The sequence below is a fragment of the Alteromonas oceanisediminis genome (genome assembly GCF_018474025.1).
Lineage (GTDB): Bacteria > Pseudomonadota > Gammaproteobacteria > Enterobacterales > Alteromonadaceae > Alteromonas_E > Alteromonas_E oceanisediminis.
This window is the reverse complement of the sequence record NZ_JAHCTA010000011.1, coordinates 1-21610: the sequence shown is the minus strand read 5'-3', so window position 1 is coordinate 21610 and position 21610 is coordinate 1. Positions and strand designations below refer to the sequence as shown.

The 21610-nt window shown below is 46.0% G+C and carries 14 protein-coding genes and 2 pseudogenes; 10 read left to right on the top strand and 6 right to left on the bottom strand.

The window, feature by feature from the left end:
• Positions 1–109 precede the first annotated feature (109 nt).
• Both KIU71_RS16070 and KIU71_RS16065 read right to left on the bottom strand, forming a co-directional pair.
• A complete protein-coding gene (locus KIU71_RS16070; protein WP_214132315.1) occupies positions 110–3592 on the bottom strand; it encodes an SbcC/MukB-like Walker B domain-containing protein in 3483 nt (1160 codons plus the stop codon).
• Between the two features lie 152 nt (positions 3593–3744).
• A complete protein-coding gene (locus KIU71_RS16065; RefSeq protein WP_020744760.1) occupies positions 3745–6678 on the bottom strand; it encodes a Tn3 family transposase in 2934 nt (977 codons plus the stop codon).
• A gap of 169 nt (positions 6679–6847) precedes the next feature.
• On the opposite strand from KIU71_RS16065, the gene KIU71_RS16060 reads away from it, so the two are divergent.
• The 3 genes from KIU71_RS16060 (at position 6848) to KIU71_RS16050 (ending at position 10198) form a co-directional block, all read left to right on the top strand.
• Positions 6848–7777, top strand: a complete 930-nt coding sequence (locus tag KIU71_RS16060; protein ID WP_020744759.1) for a chromate resistance protein ChrB domain-containing protein — start codon at positions 6848–6850, stop codon at positions 7775–7777.
• 2 nt (positions 7778–7779) lie between these two features.
• A complete protein-coding gene (gene chrA, locus KIU71_RS16055; RefSeq protein WP_020744758.1) occupies positions 7780–9237 on the top strand; it encodes a chromate efflux transporter in 1458 nt (485 codons plus the stop codon).
• A 118-nt stretch (positions 9238–9355) separates the two neighbouring features.
• Complete coding sequence (locus KIU71_RS16050) at positions 9356–10198, top strand: DUF1259 domain-containing protein (protein WP_197044467.1); 843 nt, start codon at positions 9356–9358, stop codon at positions 10196–10198.
• 29 nt (positions 10199–10227) lie between these two features.
• On the opposite strand, the gene KIU71_RS16045 is transcribed toward KIU71_RS16050, so the two are convergent.
• Complete coding sequence (locus KIU71_RS16045; RefSeq protein ID WP_020744756.1) at positions 10228–11235, bottom strand: tyrosine-type recombinase/integrase; 1008 nt, start codon at positions 11233–11235, stop codon at positions 10228–10230.
• A gap of 207 nt (positions 11236–11442) precedes the next feature.
• On the opposite strand from KIU71_RS16045, the gene KIU71_RS16040 reads away from it, so the two are divergent.
• The 3 genes from KIU71_RS16040 to KIU71_RS16030 all read left to right on the top strand — a co-directional run bounded on the left by KIU71_RS16040 (position 11443) and on the right by KIU71_RS16030 (position 13061).
• On the top strand, positions 11443–12492 hold the full coding sequence (locus tag KIU71_RS16040; RefSeq protein ID WP_020744755.1) for a DNA-binding protein: 1050 nt from the start codon (positions 11443–11445) through the stop codon (positions 12490–12492).
• Between the two features lie 201 nt (positions 12493–12693).
• Positions 12694–12864 (top strand): hypothetical protein, encoded by a 171-nt coding sequence (locus KIU71_RS16035; RefSeq protein ID WP_156087441.1) that lies wholly within the window; start codon positions 12694–12696, stop codon positions 12862–12864.
• Between the two features lie 17 nt (positions 12865–12881).
• Positions 12882–13061, top strand: a complete 180-nt coding sequence (locus tag KIU71_RS16030) for a hypothetical protein (RefSeq protein WP_156087440.1) — start codon at positions 12882–12884, stop codon at positions 13059–13061.
• Positions 13062–13129: 68 nt separating this feature from the next.
• On the opposite strand, the pseudogene KIU71_RS16025 reads toward KIU71_RS16030, so the two are convergent.
• Positions 13130–13648 (bottom strand): annotated as a pseudogene (locus KIU71_RS16025) (Tn3 family transposase); the annotation flags it as partial.
• Positions 13649–13744: 96 nt separating this feature from the next.
• Positions 13745–14170: pseudogene (locus KIU71_RS16020) on the bottom strand (Tn3 family transposase); the annotation flags it as partial.
• A 91-nt stretch (positions 14171–14261) separates the two neighbouring features.
• Here KIU71_RS16020 and KIU71_RS16015 point away from each other — a divergent pair.
• Complete coding sequence (locus tag KIU71_RS16015; RefSeq protein ID WP_088941599.1) at positions 14262–17267, top strand: Tn3 family transposase; 3006 nt, start codon at positions 14262–14264, stop codon at positions 17265–17267.
• A 26-nt stretch (positions 17268–17293) separates the two neighbouring features.
• Here the strand turns inward: KIU71_RS16015 and KIU71_RS16010 are convergent, their stop codons facing one another.
• Positions 17294–17860: a recombinase family protein gene (locus KIU71_RS16010; protein WP_015068652.1), complete on the bottom strand. Its 567-nt coding sequence runs from the start codon at positions 17858–17860 to the stop codon at positions 17294–17296.
• Between the two features lie 917 nt (positions 17861–18777).
• Between KIU71_RS16010 and KIU71_RS16005 the strand changes: the two genes are divergently transcribed.
• From KIU71_RS16005 to KIU71_RS15995, 3 genes are read left to right on the top strand one after another with little or no spacing between them, the layout of a single operon-like run.
• Positions 18778–19530 carry a Phenylacetic acid catabolic protein gene (locus KIU71_RS16005; protein ID WP_214132314.1) on the top strand — a complete coding sequence of 251 codons (753 nt, stop codon included), beginning with the start codon at positions 18778–18780 and terminating at the stop codon, positions 19528–19530.
• A gap of 23 nt (positions 19531–19553) precedes the next feature.
• Positions 19554–20687 carry a radical SAM protein gene (locus KIU71_RS16000; protein WP_015068649.1) on the top strand — a complete coding sequence of 378 codons (1134 nt, stop codon included), beginning with the start codon at positions 19554–19556 and terminating at the stop codon, positions 20685–20687.
• A complete protein-coding gene (locus KIU71_RS15995; protein ID WP_015068648.1) occupies positions 20687–21133 on the top strand; it encodes a MaoC family dehydratase in 447 nt (148 codons plus the stop codon). Before KIU71_RS16000 ends, KIU71_RS15995 begins: the two co-directional genes overlap by 1 nt.
• The last annotated feature ends 477 nt before the right edge of the window (positions 21134–21610 follow it).

Genomic DNA, 21610 nt, shown 5'->3' with positions numbered 1-21610 from the left:
ATGAATAATATATTTACTAACTTTGATTCGGCTCAAAAGACACAGACTGGATGAAAATTTTGTATAGCTCACTAGGTTTTGGTCTTTTACTGCGATTTCTAATCCTAATTTAGACATTTGACGGAATACTTTTTGAAGTCATAGCATAATCTTTATCTAAAGAGCTATATCCCATACCGCTGCGCTTCTGAACGTGGATTTGAATAGGGATACGCTCTTTCATCGATTCAATGTGACTGATGACTCCAACCATTTTACCACTGGCGTTAAGACTATCTAAGGTATCTAATGCTTCATCTAGGGACCTTTGGTCCAGCGTGCCAAAACCTTCATCTAGAAAAAGGGATTCAATATTTGTTTTATGGCTAACAATATCAGATAGCGCGAGCGCTAGAGCAAGACTAACTAAGAAGCTTTCTCCGCCAGAAAGCGTCGTCGTATCTCTTTTAACATCACCTTGCCATGTATCAATCACATTTAGGCCGAGCCCTTGTATATCTTGTCTTTGCAACAGGTATCTTCCATGTAGTTTATCAAGTCGTATGTTTGCTAAGTGAACTAAATTATCCAGTGTTAAGCCTTGTGCAAACTTACGAAACTTCTTACCGTCAGCAGAGCCAATCAAACCCGATAAGGTTTGTGCATCATCGTATTCTTGTTGCTGTAGCTCGACTTCTTTAAGAAGTGAACCATAACGTTCACGCTGTTTTTGATCGTTTCGGAGTCTTTCTTCAATAACACGCATATCTCCTACGAGAGATTTTTTGGCTTCTTGTAACGTGGCTATGTCGCTCTCAACCTGCTCTATAGGGGCCTGATTCCAAATATTGGCATTCTCGTTCAATAGTAACGCCTGTTTCTCTTTGTTCGCTTTATCCAATAGAGCTTTCGCTTTGGCCAAACGCTCATCGAGAGACTGTTTCACTGCTTTCAGCTCCCCATATTTAACCTCATCAAGCAACGATTGATGGAATTCATCAGACGTTGAGAAAGAGCTCTTTGCTAACTTCTCTTCAAACTCATCTCGTGCTTTTGCTAAGGTCTCTTGAAGTGCGGCGAGTTGATTAGATAACGTTTCTATTTCAGTTTGGCAGTTATTGAATGCATAGGTTGCTTTATGATGAGTCTCTTGAGTTTGCTCTCGCTTTGAGTGAGCCTCAAATAGCAACTCGTTTGCTTTCCGACGCACAATTGCAACTTCTTTGTCTCCAAACAGCTCCTGACGCCTGGTTACTAAGTCGCTGTGCTCACGTGATAAATCACTCACCGCTACTTTGAGTGCACTGACCTTGTCTTGAAGATGGGTTACTTCAGTGGTTAAAGACTCGATCTGAGATGACTTTACGGTCCATTGAGAGTGTAGTTCTCGATAACGAGTTTCTTTTTGTTTAAAGGTTACTGCGTCAGAGTGCTTTTGACATAGCCACGACTCCACCTTCTCCCATTCAACTTCAAAACCACTCTCACGGATATGAATGAGCAATTCTTCTTTTAATTGATCTAATTGAGCTTCGAGCATCTGAATATACGCTTCCTTATCAGAAAGCTGAGATTGCTCATTCGATAGCGCTTGATTGTTCAAGGAAGTATCATTCGATAACAGTGTTTGTGCTTGTAACTCCTTATCTAAGGTCTCTTTGGCTATATTTCTTTGGTCTGTCGCGTTTCGAATAGCACGCAACGCATTCGTATTTCTCTCGCCCTCTGTTTGTAATGCTTTACTTAGTGTTTCAATCGCGCTTATGTCTTCAATAGCACCTGAAAACTCAAGTCGTTTCGCCTGTCTTACAAACTCATTGTATTTATCTTGCAACGAAGCGTTGTTGGCATCTAATGCTTTTTTCTGAGTATGGGTCAAGTGCTCCAATGAGTTGATTTCATTGCGTTTCTCTTGCCCTTTTTCTTCCCATTCGACCAGCCTACTTTGCGCTTCATTCAAACGTTGAATCGTTTCAGAGAGGTTCAGTTCACCATTTGATAGGATGGGATGATCTAAAGAACCGCACAGTGGGCAGGGTTCATCCGTCGACAGATCTTTTCGGTATTTCGCTATTTCTTCTTCTCGCGTTGAAATCTGTTTGTAGTACTCAAAGTCTCTTTTATACGCTGTATATTTGCTCGCACACTCGTCTCGCTGCTCTTTGGCTTTAAGTAATTGACCTTCATTCTCTATGAGTGACGTTCCCGCCGAATCAACGGAGCTTTTTAATGCCAGATACTGCTGAGCAGAGTTTTCAAGTGCATGAAAATACTGCCACCTCCGATTTAATGATTCTTGTCGCTGCTGAAGTACGTTTTCGTCCCCTTGAGATAAAAGGAACTTCAGCGCTTCCGTTTTTGTGTCAAAGATCGCTTTTGCTTCGATCACCTTTTCAGCAGCATCAACCTCGTCACTGCTTAATTGTTGAGATTTTGCGGTTAACTCATCTATCTTTTTTGCAATGCTGAGATGTGCTTCTTTTTGCTGCTGTAACGTAATCCTGTCTCTTTTCCATTGACTGAAACGCTCTTGCCAACCTGAGAGCACATCAGATAGAGTGGCATCATTGGGGTGCTGCTCAATATAGCTTTTTAATTCCGCTAACTGACCAACAATTTCCGCAAGGGCTTTATTCTTGGCAGCTAATAAAGTTTGTTTGTCTTTGAGTTCGTTTTCTTTGCTTTGACGCTCGGCGTCTTTTTCAGACTGCTGCCGATGCACCGAGGCAATTTGGTGGTCAAGAGGAATCACCTGATCAGTAATCAGTGCCTCCTGTGAGTGAAGTCGTTCTTGGACTCTTCTTAGCTCATCCATCTCATTCAACTCGTCGGCCTTAGCTTTTTGCACATTGGCTTCTAAGTTGGGTAACTCCGCTCTTTTTACCTTCAGCTGATTGTTTAAGTCTTGCTCTGCTTGTTTGGCCTGTTGATATACTATCCAGGGAGTTCTTAATCTTTCAGCCGGCTCTGCAGCAGAGAGCATATCCAGCTCTTGCGAAAACGCAGCAATATCTTTTTCAACAGCTTCACTATCCGTCTTGGCTTGTTCTAATTGCGCTTGGTTTTCAGATAATTTCTTGCACCAATCAAGATGGGCTTGTTTTGCCAATATCTGATTTTCAGTGGCTTCTAAGGCCGTTTGATGTTCTTTTTTCTCATCAGTGTAATGTTGCTTTTCTTCCTCACTCAACAATTGAAAGGCAGAGGATTGTCCTTTTAGGATTTCAAGAGCCGCTTTTTCATCATTGGCTTTTTCAAACACGAGCTTAGATACTTGGCTGTAGACTTCTGTGCCGGTGAGCTCCTCTAACAATCCGGCCCTATCATTATCATTGGCATTCAAAAAGGCAGCAAAGTTTCCCTGAGATAACAGCATTGAACGGGTGAAACGATCAAAGTCTAAACCGGTAATTGATGCTACCTTAGCTATTTTTCGATTTAAGTGGGTTTCGAGAACCGTACCAGAGGAAATCTCAACCAATTCACACTGAGCTGGTTGTAAGTTACCGTCGGGTTGTTTACGGGCTCGTTTTTGGTGCCAATAAGCGCGGTATTGCTTATCCTTAACTTCGAACTCGACTTCAGCGAGGCATTCTCCCGTTCCTCGCGTCATGACCTCATTGGTGGACTGCGTAATAGAATCCTGCCTTGGCGTTTTGTGATAAAGCGCCAAACAAATCGCATCCAGGACCCGCGGGGGCATTTGAACGAGAACCTACGGTTTTGAACCCAGTGACCACGTCGAAACCGTAGGTTTCCGGCGAATCATCCCTTCTCCTCATCTTCAATAAAGTATGTACCGTTGGGTAACACATGCTTATAGGGCAACAACGAGATATGAGATAAGGTCTCGTCGTCGATTTCCTCCCCTTGCTGCCGAAGCTGCTCCACAATGTCGCTTATCTTGATGGTGTTCCAGTACAGAATGGCATTGGACACAAAGCTGAGACTACTGGCCTTGTTCATGATTTCTTCATAGTCGCCTGTGGTGAATTCACCCTGATCCGCAAAGAATATCCAGCGCGGCAGTTTATGTCGGTATTCCCCTTTATTCAGTTGCCGTTGGACGGTTTGACGGAGTTCTTTGTCAGTCAGGTACCGCAGAATGTATTCGGTCTTGATAATCCGCCCCAAGTTCGTAAAGGCTTTGGTGAGGCGATCCGAAGGTGAACTATTGGTTAATCGTTGGACGATGACGTGTGCTGGCGCAGTTTTCTGCTTCAGTGAAATCGCCACTCGCATCATATATTCCCACTGTTCCTCAATGATGGCCAGATCGGCTGTTTTGGTGAGTAAATGGTTGAGGTCGCCGTAATCGACGGTTTTGTCAATACGGTAAAGCTGCTGATCTTTGAGATCCCGAATGCGTGGCATAAAGTAGAATCCGAGCAAATGACAGAGTGCGAAGACGATTTCGGTATAGCCATGTGTATCGGTGGTGTGCTCCCGGATTTTCAGAATCGTGTTGTTCTCCAGCAGGCCGTCCAAAACATACAGCGCTTCACGCGGGCTACAGGAAATAATCTTGGTGCTGAACACTGAATATTGATCGGAAACGTGGGTGTAGATCCCGATGGCTTTTTCATAATAACCGTAGTAGCGGGGATAGTAAGAAGCCAACAGGCTGTCGGCGCGGATTTTAAAGCGTTGCGCATCCGATGAGGACAATGTACCGGTTCCGTGCACCGCACTCAACGGCAGCTCATGGTGTTGATACACAATTTCAGCACTGGCGTTGATCAGGGTTTCCTCTCGAATATAGTATTGCAGGATATGCCGGAGCATATCGACGGTCACACCTTTAACGCTATTGCTCATGGATACGACACCCAGGTTGGTGGCCTGCGAAATAATGGCGGCCATCAGGCTTTTGTAAAAGGCTTTGGGGCGCGATTGATGGTGCTGGATAGGGACAAAATGACGGCTGTAATGTGTCATTTGATCTACTTCCATCAGAAGCTGTTCGATACGTATGCTGGGCATATGTGCATCGATCACTTTTTGCAGTTGGTTGACTTTATCCGGGACCTCGAGCTTGTCATCACGTTTGAGTTTCAATCGGCCGTTTTGAATTTCCGCGAAGTTGTCCAGGCCGAACAGCTTTTTCGCTTCAGAGACTGATTCGTGGAACTGCGTTGAAATGGCGGCTCGAACTTCGTGCGGTGGAGGCTGTTGAAGTTCGGTATAGACAGCCTGTCTGGTTTCATCCCAACTGGGTTCATTTAAGGTGAGATCCCAGAACGAAACATGCTGCTTACTCTGCGGCAAGTACAAATCGCCGGAACGCAAGGCGTCTTTCATAGCGAGAGCCAATCCCATTTCCCAAACGTTGCGATTGATGTTATCGGCTTGATCTTTAAGGCTGCGGCGTAGTTCGCGGGGAATGAATGCTGTCGGTGTGTTCTCGGGTAGCTTTTTCAGGTCGCCATCATCCAATTTCCGGACGAACTCAATAGCTTTTATCAGCGGCCCGGAACCTTTAGCCACTTCAAATGGTAACCGGATAAAGTCGGCAAAATATTTTCGCAAACTGGGATAACGGGCCAGCAACAAATCGCAGTAGCCGCGTTCCTCCAGGCGTTTAAAAATGTGCAGGTCGTCAATGGATGCCAGCAGATGTTTCTCGTCAATGCGTTGCCACAAGTCCTTCTTGTACAATGGCTGTTCATCCGGCCATTCCAGCAAAACATGCGTGGTTTCAAGCACAGCATCGATGGCTTTCTTTTGGCGCTTGCGAAACTCCTTGTGTTTTTTGTCGTGGCTGTTTTTGGTTTGCCGGCATAGCTCTGTCATGTACTGATCATGCATTTTGACCAGATGATCCAACAGGATCTTGCGGGATTCCAACAGGAAGCAAACCATCAATGCATAGCGCTTATGGTCCTTGAAGCGCTTCATGTCCTTAGCGCTGTAACGCTTGGTCAGTCGGTACAGGTAGTTAAGAAAAGCGGTATCAATGACCTTTTCTTCGAACTCATTAATGCCGGTGGACACCAGATTGTCATAGCGTTCCAAATAGCGTTTCAGTGATGATATTTTCGCACCCGGCGGGTACTCTTTGAGTTGGTTGAAGTAGGTTCGTTGATTGCCGTCGGTGGCTTGCAACAAATCGTCAATGGCATCGCGTAATTCCGGCGACATCTGATCAAACACTTGCTCAAAAAGCTGAGCGTGTACCTGGTTACATATGCGGATGATCTGTCTTTCGATCGTCGTGGGGCCAGGTAAAACAATACGTTTCAACAGAAGGTGGCGTTCTGCCCGGTGAAAAAGTTCATCCGGAAGCAGTCCCTGTTGGGCATGTTCTTCAATCCAGCGGTCCAGATCTGCTTCCACTTTGTCGTCAAACCGATGAAAGCCCAGGTACTTGAGGATATTGTTCCGGTGTTCCAACACCGTGGCTTCTCTTTCGGGCACTTCCACCGTTAGCGTAGGAGGAAGATCGAGTTGACTACTCAGATAGCTGATCACTCGTGGCGAAAGATCATGAAGCTGGTTTAGAAACCGGCCATAGAGGCGCATGGCACACAGTTGGATGGCAAATCCCAGGCGATATTGCTTGCGATACTTGTTGACGACCTCGCAATCACGACGGCTTAGCGTCCAATCGCGAACCATTTCCTCATCGGAGAATCGTTGCGGCAATATTAACGGTTGGTACCGCTGCTGATTGGTTAAGAACTGCTCTTTGGCTGTCATAGGACCTCACTTGGCTCCGGTCACGCCAACTACGCTATAGCGCTGTTTTTATTGATGGATGCGGTATTTAAAGGTGCATCACCGCCTTTAAAGGCAATCGCTCTTGCCCAAGGGTTATTCGGTTTAAAAATGTGTAGAGATTATAACATATATGTGCTAAGATCTACGCATGTCCTGGATACTGCTGATACTTTCACTCCCCACTGAAAACGCCACCGTGCGCATGCGGGCATGGCGCGCCATCAAAGCCCTGGGGGCCGTTTCGCTGCGTGATGGCGTCTATCTACTGCCAGCCATCTCTGATCATGCCGAAAAGCTAGAGGCAATTGCCCAGGATGTCCGTGATAATGGCGGGACCGCCCATGTACTGCACGCTAATGATCCTGAAACCGAAGCGTTCCCCGCGCTATTCGATCGCTCGGAAGACTATGAGTCGCTGGACTCGGCGATGGCGGACCTGCGGGCAAAGCTCTTGCCGGAAACCGCCATGGAGGTCATGAAGGAAACACGCAAACTGCGCAAAAGCTTCACGCGACTGTCAGCCATCGATTTTTTCCCCGGTGCCGCGCGGGATCGAATCGATACGGCTCTGAAACAGCTGGAAAGCGATGCCAACCGGGTCTTGTCTCCCGATGAGCCGCAGCCCGAACCTCGCACAATCCGCCGTCTTGATCGAGCCGATTATCAAGGCAGGCTCTGGGCGACGCGGCGTCGGCCGTGGGTGGACCGTTTGGCCAGTGCCTGGCTGATTGGCCGCTTCATCGATCCATCCGCACGCTTTTTATGGCTGGCCTCGCCGGACGACTGCCCGGATGAGGCGCTGGGGTTCGATTTCGATGGGGCGACCTTTACTCACGTGGAAGAAAAAGTCACTTTCGAAACGCTGCTGGCGAGCTTCGACCTGGATTCACCCGCGCTACTCCGGCTTGGAAAACTCGTGCACTACCTCGATGTGGGGGGACATCAGCCGCCGGAGGCCGCCGGGGTCGAGTGTGTATTGATAGGGCTGCGCGAAACCCATAGCGATGATGATCAATTATTACAAGCTGCCAATCAGGTTTTCGACAGCCTGTTGGTCACTTACGTTAAGGAACAATAACCATGCACGAACCGTCAACTTCATCTGCACCGCCAAGCAGCGGGTCCAATCAAATCACCAGGGATGCGACCGCTGGTAACCTCAATGCTTTCGGCCATTACATCACCTTCGGGGAGGCCGTGCGTGTCTGGTTGCGGGTCGCCATCCTGAGCTTTGGCGGTCCCGCCGGCCAGATCGCGGTGATGCACCGTATTCTGGTGGATGAAAAGCAATGGGTCAGTGAGAGCCGCTTCCTGCACGCGCTGAATTACTGCATGGTGCTGCCCGGACCTGAAGCCCAGCAACTGGCCACCTATATCGGCTGGCTGCTGCATGGCATCAAGGGTGGACTGGTTGCGGGCGCCCTGTTCGTGCTGCCGGGCTTTCTCAGCATTCTGGTGCTCAGTCTGCTCTACGCTGGATATCAGGAAGCGTCACTGGTGCAGGCCCTGTTTTTCGGTATCAAGGCGGCCGTGCTGGCGATCGTGATCCAGGCGGTGATCCGCATCGGCAAGCGCGTCCTCAAGAACGCCTACATGTACGCATTGGCGGTCGCCGCTTTCGTGGCGATCTTCTTCTTTGCCGTGCCTTTCCCGATCGTAATCGTTACCGCCGGATTGATCGGTCTGCTGGGTCGGCATGTCGATCCGGAACGCTTTGTGGTCATCAAGGGGCACGATACCCCCGAGGACGCCGGGCGTGCGATTGATGCCATGATGGAGGGCGGCGCGGCAAGCCATACCCGGGCGTCACGGGGGCGGGCACTCAAGGTGCTCGCCGTCTGGCTGCCGCTGTGGTTTGCGCCACTTGTCGCCCTGCTTGTGACCTTGGGCTATGAGGATGTGTTCACCCAGATTGGGCTTTTCTTCAGCAAACTGGCGGTTGTCACCTTCGGTGGCGCCTATTCGGTGCTGGCCTACATGGCCCAGGAGGCGGTACAAAACTATGGATGGCTGGCACCGGGGGAAATGCTGGATGGTCTGGGTATGGCGGAAACTACACCCGGCCCGCTGATCCAAGTGGTGCAATTCGTGGGCTTTATGGGGGCCTTCCGGGCTCCGGGAACGCTCGACCCCTTCACAGCAGGCATCTTGGCATCGGTTTTAGCCACCTGGGTCACCTTCGTTCCCTGCTTTTTGTGGATCTTCCTGGGCGCGCCGTATGTGGAAACACTGCGCGGCAACCAGGCGGTGAGCGCGGCGCTGTCGGCGGTCACGGCGGCCGTGGTGGGCGTGATGCTGAATCTCGCCATCTGGTTCGCGGTGCACGTCGCCTTTAACGAGGTTGAAACTGTACGGGCCTATGGTATGCTACTGCTGATACCCGCCTGGGGCAGCATCCACATTGTCAGCGTCGCGCTGGCCGCGGGCGCCTTTATCGCTATGTTGCGCTTTAAGGTGGGCATGTTGCCGATGATTTTAGTCAGCGCACTGCTGGGTATTGTGTACCATCTGTTATTTGCAGGCGCCCCGGCGGCGTAACCCCCCAATACAGCCAAAAATGTTTCACAGCAACAAAAAAAGAGGAATAGCCATGACAATGTCTCCGCTTCGAGCATTCATTCTAATGTGCGCTTTATTCATTCAAGCATCCATAACAATGGCCGACGATTCCGGCCGCCTCGATGATAAGGCCATTGGCCAGGCGGCTGGCACCCAGGCAACGGCCAAACCTGATGGCGTGGTGCGTATCGGCTGGAAGCGCGACGACGTGCCCGTCACCGTTGACGGTATGAAGTTCCCGCCGCCGGCGGGCCTCGGGAGTTGGGCCGCGTTCAAGGCCTTGCCGGAGGGTGGTGTTATGGTGATGGGGGATACGGTGGTGTTTGAGGATGAAATCACCCCGGCCATGGACGCCGCCTTTGCCCACGGCCTGGACATCACCGCGCTGCACAACCATTTCGTGTTCGACCGTCCGCCGGTTTACTTTATGCACATCGGCGGCCATGGACGAAACGCCGAGTCACTCGCCGAAGGCGTTAAGGCCATGTGGGATGCCATTAAACAAGTGCGTAAAAAGCATCCCGTACCGCAAGAACGATTTCCGGGTGATGTGCCCGATATCACCGGCAAATACAACACCAAGACGTTGGAAAAGATTCTGGATGCCGAGGGCAGCCTTAACGGGCAGGTGCTGAAATTCACGTTCGGGCGCAGCGCCAGAATGCACGGTGTGGAATTTGGCGCATCCATGGGCCTGTCCACCTGGGCCGCCTTCTCCGGGAATGAGAAGCAGGCGGTCGTCGATGGGGATTTTGCCATGACCGCGGACGAGATCCAGCCGGTGATGCGGGCGCTGCGTCAGGCGGGCATCCACATCGTGGCGCTGCACAACCATATGACCGGTGAAACGCCTTCCTACTATTTCCTGCATTATTGGGGCAAGGGCCAGCCCGAGGATCTGGCGAAAGCGATACGGGCAGCGCTGGAGACGCAAAGATGAATTGAGAGTGGGATTCGTGATTTGTCGGGTTATACGGGGTCGATCAGCGTGACCAACTTTTCCATCAATATCAGCGAGGCATTATTCGAAAGTTGCTGGCCTTCTTCGATGTACTCCCAGACCGTTGCATCGCTTTTCCAGCCGCCTTGTTTCTTGATCAGCTCGAAGTCTACCCGTTCTCGAGCCGCCGAAGTGGAAAGGCCGCGGCGAAAACTGTGACTGCTCAACTCGGGCACGAAGTCGAACTGACAGGCCTTGCCCAGGGTTTTGAGCAAGTCATTAATTGCCCCTGGGTTCAGAGGCCTGGGCGTCACCTGATCCCAGCGGTTAGCCGGCCTAAAGAGCGGGCCGCTATCAATCTCAGCGCTATCCATCCAGGCCTTGATTGCTGTAGCCGGACAACAACCTGGCGTACCGAAAGGTAAGGCGCGGGCCAGCCCTGCCGCCTGTTGATCCGTTTTGGAGCGCGGCAACCGGATGATCAGGCCTTCCGGCTCCCAATTCAGATCACTGATTTGAATGGCCACCAGTTCGCTGCGACGAAAAGCGCCGAAAAAGCCGGTCAACACCAGGGCGATATCCCTATGCTTCTTTTTGCTATCCGGCAAACACCGCAGGTAATCCACCATTTGTGCGATGTGTTCCAGGCGTAGGGCCTTGGCCTTGCGTTTGGGTTGGCCATGAGTGCGACGAATGCCTTCCATGGTTTTCCGCACCAGGGGATCGCGCACCGGATCAGTGACGCCTTGGTAATGGTGCCACTGGCTAATGGCGGTGAGGTGGAGATCTAACGTCCGGGCGTTGAGCGATTCGGCCCTGGCGAGCAGATAGCGCACCACCGTATCTCGGTCAGTCGGCAACCGGCCACCCCATTTCTCAAATTGGCGAATGGCGGATCGGTAGGCCTTGCGGGTGTTATCGGAGGTGGCCGCCTGGAGGTAGTGCCGCAGTGACTCGGATTCCCGATGAGCAATCTGGTTCGATTCCTCATTACGTAATGCTAAGTCGGTGGCCATTTTGGGTGGTTTGGTGTTCATGAATTGGATTCCTATCGGTGTGACCAGAAAGGCGGCTATGTACCGGCGTTACAAGCAGAAGATTTTCAGCTTAATACCATAACCAACGATAACATTTATTATCGAAGGTTAACAATTGAAACTCAAGAAACTTTGATAAGCATAAATATAATGTTATATTACGTGTTACATAATACGTTACTAAATAGTTTGAGAGGAAATCTCCCTATGGCACGCGCCGGAGTCACTTACCACGATGTCGCCAAAGCCGCCGAAGCCATCAAAACCCAAGGCCAGGAGCCTACGGTGGATCGAGTGCGGGAACATATGGGCACCGGCAGCAAAAGCACCATCGCGCCGCTGCTCAAGCGTTGGCGATCAGACAACGGAGAGGTAGCCGATATCGGTGGACTCCCGAATGACCTGGTGGAGGTAGTGAAATCACTCCACGAGCGGGTACAGCAGATGGCCGACCACCGTATTGAGGAGACCCGTCAGGAATTTGAGGCGTCAAATAAAGAACTCCGCAAAGAATTGGCCGATTCCAAAAACACCATCGCGCAACTTACTGCCCGACAACAGGATCTTGAGAGCCAGATTGAACGGCAGAACAAAGAAAAAAGCGCGTTAGACAAGTCTCTGGAAGATGTGCGTATCAGCGTGGTCAAAGCCGAGGCCCAACGAGACGAAGCCATTGTGCGAACCGCTGAATTAAAGGAAAGTATTGCGGAACTTAAGCAGGAAAATAAGGACATCCGCGATCATTTTGAACATTATCAGCAGCGCACTGCCGAAGACCGTCAGCAAGAACGCGAACAGTTCCGGATCGATACCCAGGGGTTGAAAGACCAGATGCAGGAACTGCAACACCGGTTCGACCAGGCTGAGTCAAGAGTGTCCGAGTTATTTGATGCCAATGCGCAGTTACAAAGCAATGCAGATAAACTTGAACAGACCAATGCGACGCTAAACAGGGATTTGAACGGAAAGGTAGATGAGACCCAGAACCTGAAGCGCGACCTTGAAGACGCCATGACGAAGAACCAGGAATACCAGCATAAAAATGAGCAATTGGCAGAAAAAATAGCAGCTCTCACTGCTCAGAAAGCAGATGTCGATAAGGAATTGGCCGTGTTATCCCAAGCTTTGAAGGCCACCAAAACCGAGGTGAAAACCATCCAGGATAAAGTGACGTATCTGACCGATGAGAACAAGGTAATTCTTCAGGAAAAGGCGATGATCCTAGGACAATTCAAACAACTCCAGGGTTCGCTATGAAAAAGGCTGTCACAGCATTGAATATTCAGTAATGTTCCAAAGATGACCAAGTTTTAAGGGCAAATGCCGGGTTAGCGGCTATCTGACGGAAACCTACGGTTTCGAGGGTGCCACAGGATTCAAAACCGTAGGTTTTCGTTCAAATGCCCCCGCTGGTCCAGCTTAGCCCAGTTTAACTTTCCAAATATTGAGGAATAAATCATGTCACGAGACCAAGCTATTGAATTATGTAGAATCCACGCCCTGATTGCCGGTGAAAAAGACCAGCATGCCTATTTACCTAAAACGGAAGAAGAGGCAAACAACTGGGAGCCTCATGAGTGGGTAATAGGGGCAATCATGGAAGCCGATTTTCACGGTACCATGAAGTAAAGTGTTGGGAGAATAATGTGAACAGAGCAGTAATTGAAACCGTGCTGAGGGCAGCGAGAAAGCATAATGTGGCGTTATTTAGGCATAATGACAACTTTTCAAGAGAAGAAAAAATTAGCGCCATAGCGTTAGAAATTGAAAGCTCTGTAAACGATGCCTCTGAAGCATCTTGGGGTTCTAGGGATTTTCCCCTCTAAAAAGACATAATCCTCTGTAGACCACACCAATAAATGGCTGCGGAGGTGGTTTACTTTCAGCTTGGAGCCTAATCATCCACTATCGGCCTTGTTATTTCGCCAATATTGGGCAATTTCCCAGTATTAGTGAAGTTATACGTTCCGCTTAAGTTGATATTTTGCCACGCAACGGGCGAAACAGCACGAGTGATACCCGCTTTCTCTTCATCTCCTCTCGCTTCAAAGTGTCCCAGCAGATGACTCAGTATCGCGGAGTTGAAGTAGATGATCGCGTTGGCAAGCAATCTTGCACATTCATTCCAGATAGCGATTTCACTCTCGTTTTTGCCTCGGAACTGATCGCCATTCACCGACGCAATAGCCCGTCTCAGGAAGTGCCACGCTTCTCCCCGGTTAAGGGCACGCTGAACGTACTGCCGCAAACTGGCATTGTCTATGTAATCCAGTAAATATTGCGCTTTGACCAGTCGATTATACTCCGTCAGCGCCTGTAATGTCGGGTGCCCCGAAGGATAACCAGACAACTTTCTTACCAGCATTGCCTGTGTCGTTCGCTTTGTCTGAAGTGACAGAACAATGCGCCTAATATGGGGTTCTAGGGATTTTCCCCTCTAAAAAGACATAATCCTCTGTAGACCACACCAATAAATGGCTGCGGAGGTGGTTTACTTTCAGCTTGGAGCCTAATCATCCACTATCGGCCTTGTTATTTCGCCAATATTGGGCAATTTCCCAGTATTAGTGAAGTTATACGTTCCGCTTAAGTTGATATTTTGCCACGCAACGGGCGAAACAGCACGAGTGATACCCGCTTTCTCTTCATCTCCTCTCGCTTCAAAGTGTCCCAGCAGATGACTCAGTATCGCGGAGTTGAAGTAGATGATCGCGTTGGCAAGCAATCTTGCACATTCATTCCAGATAGCGATTTCACTCTCGTTTTTGCCTCGGAACTGATCGCCATTCACCGACGCAATAGCCCGTCTCAGGAAGTGCCACGCTTCTCCCCGGTTAAGGGCACGCTGAACGTACTGCCGCAAACTGGCATTGTCTATGTAATCCAGTAAATATTGCGCTTTGACCAGTCGATTATACTCCGTCAGCGCCTGTAAGGGGTTTTGCGCCCATCCCCTCGAAATCGGCATTAGGAATTAAAACATTGAGTCTGTTATGATTATGAAAAAATAATCAGGACTATATGCCATCGCTGCTGAACAAACAAAACGCATTCAAATACTCACGTCGTTTGAAGTCAAAGAACTTTATGCTCTCCCCAACTTTAGTCACTCCGACAGAGAAGACTACTTTTCACTCGACAAGGAAACTCAGAAACTGGTCAATACGTTGAGGCAAACAGAGACCAGAATCTATTTTATCCTCTTATTGGGTTATTTCAGATCCAGACCAATAATTTTCAATTTTACATTCTCAGATGTTGAACCTGACTTTAACTACGTTAAAGCAAAATATTTCAGCGATAAAAGCGTTCAAGATGAAGATATTCCACCGCGAACCAAAACAGCGTTAGTTAGAAAACTTCTGACTTATACAGGCTTCTCCGTTTACCAGAGCAAGAATGACAAGGCACCTTTACTCAAAAGGCTCAATGTCGTTGTTAAAATCAATCAAGAGCCAAGATATGTGTTTGATGAATGCATTGCTTACTTTGGACAAAACAGGATTGCGTTAGCTGGTTATACGACACTTCAAGATATCATATCGAGTGTACTTTCTAGTGAGCGTAGTCGCATTGAGTCTGTCCTGAACCAAAACCTAGGCAGTGATACAAAAGCTACGCTTCTTAGATTGCTTGATTCCAAAAGCACGTTCACAGATCTCGCTATGTTAAAGCGCATGGCGAAGGATTTTTCAGCCAGCCAAATATCACAAGAACTAAAGACGCATAAAATCATACGTGCGCTTTATCCAGAAATTAAGACACTGATTGCTGAATTAGAGCTGTCACCGAAAAACCTTGAATACTACGCGTCTTTAGTAAAACACAAGTCGGTTTATAAGTTAAAAAGACATGCTGATAGTCAAACCTTGTTATATCTTGTTTGTTATCTATTCTTCAGGTACCGCGAAACTAACGACAACCTCGTTTCTGCATTTATCTATCTCGTCCGAAAGCTTGCTGAAGGAGCAAAGAGTCACGCCAAACAGGGAGTTATCGAAGATATAAACATTGTCAGAACAAAATTGAAATCGGCTGGCAGTCTGCTGAATTACTTCATTGACAGCGATATTGACGATGCATTGACCTTTGGCGATGTACGCAAAAAAGCCTTTAAGTTGCTACCTGCTGAGAACATTAAATTGCTTAGCGAACATCTTGATAGCAATGATTTTGATGGGCGTAAATATGAGTGGCAATTTATTGATAAACAGTCAAGCAAGGTGAGTAAACTTCTACGCTCCTTGTTCATGGCCATAGACATTGAGTTTATCCATTTAAAAGATGATTTACATAATCAGTATGTAACGTTGCGCTCTGAACTCAGTGAATGCAAGGCTGTTAGAACCATCAACCTAGACTTGGTACCCAAAGGTGACCGAGGGTATTTGCAAGGAGAAGTTTCTAAGCAAATAGCTATTCGTTTTGAGTACTTCCTGTATCGTAAAGCAGAGCAACTATTTCAAAACAATAGCCTTACCGTAAAAGAGAGTGTCAATAATCGTAGTCTGAGTTCAGATTTAATCCAGCCAAAAGAATGGCAAAACAAAGACGATATTATTGAAAATACAGGGCTTGATAAACTATCAGCACCAATTAACCAAACCTTGGATGAGAAGCAGTATCAGCTTGAAGTGAAATTGAAAGAGGCTGGCACACATATATTCAGTGGTGACAACAAATACGTCGAAGTTATACCTGGTAAGTCAGAACTAAAATGGTCTATCCCAAATAGCCGCTGGCAACAAACGGTTGATAACCCTCTCTATAATCAAATTCAGCATATGGGTATTGTCGAGCTTATGCTGTTTGTTGACGAAAAAACTAATTACCTCAATGCTTTTACACATATCGCTACCACAAAACAAAAATCATCAGTAGACAAAGAAGATCTGGTTGCCTGCATACTCGCCAACGGTACGAATTACGGCCTATATAAAATGGCCAATATCTCCGACCGTTCGATGGGAAAGTTGCGCAGTGTTAATGATAGTTACATCAGATACGAGACGCTGAAAGAGTCTAATGATCAGATCTCTAATGCCATTGCTATCCTGCCAATATTTGCTTACTACCATATTGATGACAATCAGTTATTTTCAAGCATCGATGGTCAAAAATTCGAGTGTAGGATCAACACCTTTAAAGCCCGTTATTCATCCAAGTATTTTGCCAAAGGCAAAGGTGTCTCAGCGCTGACGTTAGTGTCAAATCATGTGCCAGTGAATACTCAAGTTATTGGCGCGAATGAATATGAAGGTCATTTTGCATTTGATTTGCTTTACAACAATACCTCTGAGATACAGCCAAATACGTTATCCACCGATAACCACGGCACGAATAACGTCAATTTCGCTATTTTAGATTTCTTTGGCTACACCTTTGCGCCTCGATACGCAAAAATGAAACGAGTGTTTTTTGACTTATTTGAAGTTACTGAAGAAGAAGGTGGCCGAATTCAGTTAAAGAAAGACGTTAACTATAAATTAGTGGCTGAAGAATGGGAAAACATTCAACATATCCTTTGTTCTCTTAGCCAAAAGACAACTACTCAAAGCACCATCATTAGAAAGCTCAGTAACGGCAAGAGTCGCACGTTGTCAGCTTTGCATGAGTATGATCGTCTAATTAAAGCGATTTACGTTTTGGAGTACGTTGATAGCTCAACACTACGCCATTATGTTCAGCAAGCGTTAAATAGAGGGGAAGCCTATCACCAGTTAAAACGAGCCATTACCTCAGTCAATGGTAATAGATTTCGTGGTGGTAACGATTATCAGGTGTCTCAATGGAATGATTGTGCGCGGCTCATTTCAAACTGTATTATCTATTATAATTCTGCCTTGTTATCAGCCTTTTTGAAGATCCAAGAAAGAAACGGTAGACAAGATGTGGTAGATATTATTTCTAAACTATCACCGGTTGCTTGGCAGCACATCAACTTGAACGGAGAGTATGCCTTTAACAAAAATCGTAAAGCGATTGATTTGGCAGGTTTGCTTAGTGGTGTGGAGCCTCTGCAAAGTGAATAATAGTTCAATGAGTTGCTTTCTTATAATCACATTGCTAAATAACGATAGAAAGTTGCTTTAGATATAGAAAGTGAATTACAAATAGACTCTATAGAAAGTGAATTATTTTGGTGCATCTGCTTTGCCATCTGGACTTTAGGGTTGTTGATACCGATTTTAGGTCTACCGCCATTCCGTCCTCGTGCTCTTGCAGCAGATAAACCAGCATTGGTCCGCTCTTGGATTAATCGTCTCTCAAATTGCGACAATGCACTAAATATATTGAACATCAACTCACCTGAAGCTGTTGTTGTATCAATAGCACCGTCCTGGATCGATTTGAATCCAATGTCTTTTTCAACTAATGACTCAATCAAATTGATCAAGTGAGACATTGAGCGGCCAAGACGATCTAATCGCCATACTATTAAAATGTCTCCAGATGACAATGTATCAAGACATTTATCTAATCCTGGTCGAGTTGATTTTGCTCCCGACGTTTTATCGGTAAAAATATGTTCAGGAGCACACCCGTTGTTCATTAACGCATCGATCTGTAGATTTAAGTCTTGATCAGATGTACTTACTCGAGCATACCCTATTTTGAGCCCCATAATCTTATTTACATGTTGAAAAATGACTTTATGAGACTATATTAAATGAGATGGGTTTATAAAACAAATAGAACCAATAAAATCAGACCGAGCGGAGAAAATACTTTTCACTCTCATAAAACGGTCGTTTTTTAATACTTTCTTGTTTGATGAATTTATTGATTTAGTATTAATTTAATTAGTTTCTTCATTGAGATACTGACGCTATCATTAACACAGCAGTAGGTGTAAATAGAGGAAGTTCAAACGTCGGCGTTGAACTAAAAGGTATTACCATTGCATAGACTTGAGAAAGAGTTGCTCGACTTAGTTCAATCCGATACGCGCATATTCAGGTTTATTGAACACTCGTCATTGGACGGTATGTGGCATTGGGACTTGGAGAACGCTGAACACTTTTTGGTCCATATTTTTCTTGGTCGAAAGATCGGATCTTGGAACAGGCAATTAGTTCAATTTCTTAAACCGAGTTCAGGTTAGTTAGACCGTCAAGTTCCTTTAGTAATCACGCGACTATACTTTAGGTATGGTCGTAGCTCGTGATATCAATTCCCAGCGTTAAGAACTTAGTTAATAACTTTATTACTTTCTGGCAAATTTTTTAAACAACGTCTTTACAAATTTGCAGATCATTTCTATGGTTATTTTGTGGTATGGACTTTCCAATTGGAAAGCCGTATGACGTTGTGTGGAACTCGCCTTGATTTTTTTGAGTTATTTTGTAGGTTCAAGTAAAACATGTGTTTGCTTTAAAGGTCCAGTTATCTGTTAGGCATTGATGTAACTCATTTTCTGCTGTCATGAACATTAGTAGCAATTTGAATTTCTGAAAAAGGTGGGCATCCTATAGACAGGACCTTACCAAGATTAACTTCGCATTTGTTCTTGGTAACTACTTTTCCAAAAAGGACTGTGAAATGCTACAAGAATCTATTGCTGTAAAAGATGTAAGCCCATTCCATATATCAACTCCATCAGAACTACTTGAAACACCTAAAGAATATCAAGATCTCGTTAAGAGGCAATTGACTGCCCATGCTGAAGGGGAACTTTCTGGAGCTGATGACTATGTAAAATTGTTTTACTTTTTGACAAATGACCCCTACGAGAAAGCAGTGTGCTGCGAATTAGCCAAGGATGAACTTGACCACTATCAAAGAGCTGCGGACATTTTATTAGATATTGGTATAAATACGTCATTTATGCTATCGCAAAACTTGAACGATAGAGCGTTCTACGCGACCGAAGCCGTAAAAAGTTGTCGAAATTGGGCTGAAAGAGCATTGATTTCGACTCTTGTAGAAGACGCTGTAATTGATGTCCTAGAGGAAATGGCTCAAAGTTCCTACAGGCCTATTGCTGACATGTGCCCTCATGTTTTAAAGGATGAAAAACTGCACGTTGGGCATGGATTCAGGATTACGAGGAGCATGTGTAAGACGAAAAATGGATTCAAGCAAATTCAAGAAGCTCTTATAAGAATGTGGCCAGTAACACTTGATACCTTTGGCAGAAGTGATTCCCCAAGGTCAGAATTGTACGTGAAATACGGGTTGAGGCAAAAGTCATATTCCGTTGCACGCAACGAATTTGCGGAAAAGGCCAGAAGAAAATTAGAAGCTCTTGGACTTCATGTACCAGACGATACTGCAAACAGAAAGTTTCTCTAATCTTATGCTAGAAGGATTTGCTTATGAAAGATGTTACCAAAAATGCAATATTTAAAAGGCTTAACGGTGACTTTGAATATTATGCTCGTTATCAACGGATTAAACAAATTAGTTCAAGAGTTAGAGTGTCAGAGTATTTAATCACTACAGCGTGCAATATAAGGTGTAAAGGTTGTTGGTTTTTTGAATATGACTTTGACAAAAGAACAAAAGATTTGTCCAAAAAGGATGAAATTAAAAAGTTTCTTATCTCTGAGAGGAATAGAGGTATCAATACTAGTCTGATTATAGGAGGCGAGCCTACGCTCCATCCCAAAAGACTCGAATTATTTGCTGAGATTATGGAGTTTAATAGCATATCAACCAATGGTCTTAAAGCTTTGCCCAAAGAAGGCTTTAAGGATTTTTCGGTTTTAATCTCTTTGTTTGGTGGTGGCTCTCTAGACGATGACCTGCGAGCGATCAAACCTAACGGAAACTCCTTTTCGGGTCTATTTGAGACTGCTCTTAAGAACTATAAATATGATCCGAGAGCCCATTTCATTTTTGCAGTGACTGAAGATGGAATTGCTCATATCGAAGAGACAGTGAGAAAAATATCGGAAAATGGAAATACAGTCTCAGTTAATTTTTATAGTAAGTATGGTACGAGCGATCCACTCCGGACCAAGTACGAAAAAAGATTACTTGATGAAATTTTGCGAGTCAGGGAGTTGTTTCCAGAGACACTCGCTAGCCACCCTTACTACATTGAAGCTATGGTAACAGGGAAAAGTCACTGGGGAGATTTTGGATATGATGTTTGCCCCAGTGTGAGTGTAGACCATCCACAAAATGCTGAAAGAATTAAGAACGGTAATGCTGTACTTCCAGGATTTAATGCCTACGCCTCAGACTGCAAAACGGTAAACTTTTGCTGCACTTCAGGACATTGCGAGGATTGTAGAGACAGCCAAGCTGTAATGAGTTGGATAATGATAAATCAAAAGAGATTCGTCAAAGATGAAAATCTACTCAAAATATGGATTGAGATTGCAGAGAGCTATTGGCATCAATTTGTATGGGCTCATGATTTCCGCTATTCCGCGCCATCATTGCAAACTAGCGAAAATCTTAATCTGAGAAATCAGCACCATCTTCTAAAGGAGGTTGGCTAATGCAATCTATGCAAAGCGTTCAGGAGCAGAAAGAATATTTGCCAGACGTAGGCTACATCATTGAGTCCCAATTACTCTTAAGTGAGAAGGAAGTAGTAGATGGAGCCAAGTTCATTGGCGATTTAAATCCTGTACATAATGACCCAGATAACGAACAAACAATTCGTCTTGGAGGGATTATTGCAAGTGGCAGCCATATCACTGCAGTATTTTCCGCTCTTCTTCCTACTCACTTCATGAAATTTGGTCCTATGCTTGGAGCTCACATGGATGTAAAGTTCACAGCACCGATAAAACCCAATACAATCTACACTATGAATTGGGTTGTACAGTCAAAGGAGTATAAAAAGAGTCTCGGCGGTACAATTTACGCCAATGCGGGTACTATTATCGATCCAGCTGGCAATGTGACAGTTAGAGCAAACGCAAGCATCATCCTCTACTAGAACTATTTAGAGGGGTGTTGATTGCTAACCCGAAAACGCCCCTCAAGTTTACTTGTTATTATTCGTTCTGAAAATTCAGATGCCGTTGAAGCAGCGATGACAAAGCATATCTGCGGCTCAACTACTGTCCATGCTGATGAAAATGCCGCTTATGATGTATTGAGTGCATACTAAAATAGTACCGACTAAACACACCAGTCAATTGATCTACATGTATCAACTCTCGATATGTTTCTAATTGTTTTGAAGTATTCAAGTGTTTAACAAGTCATTGTTGAAGAGTTGAGAGAGATAGTGGCTTCTTTAGGAAGTCGGTAGCGCTCAATACCATTGATGTCTGGTAAGTAAACATCTAGCACAATGATATCTGGTTTATACAATTGGCAAAACTTAACTGCACTGAGGTGGTTTAATTGAATTGACCAGTCCAGTTAAGGATATAATCAACCCTTAGCTGGAGAGAGTAAATGGCCGAAA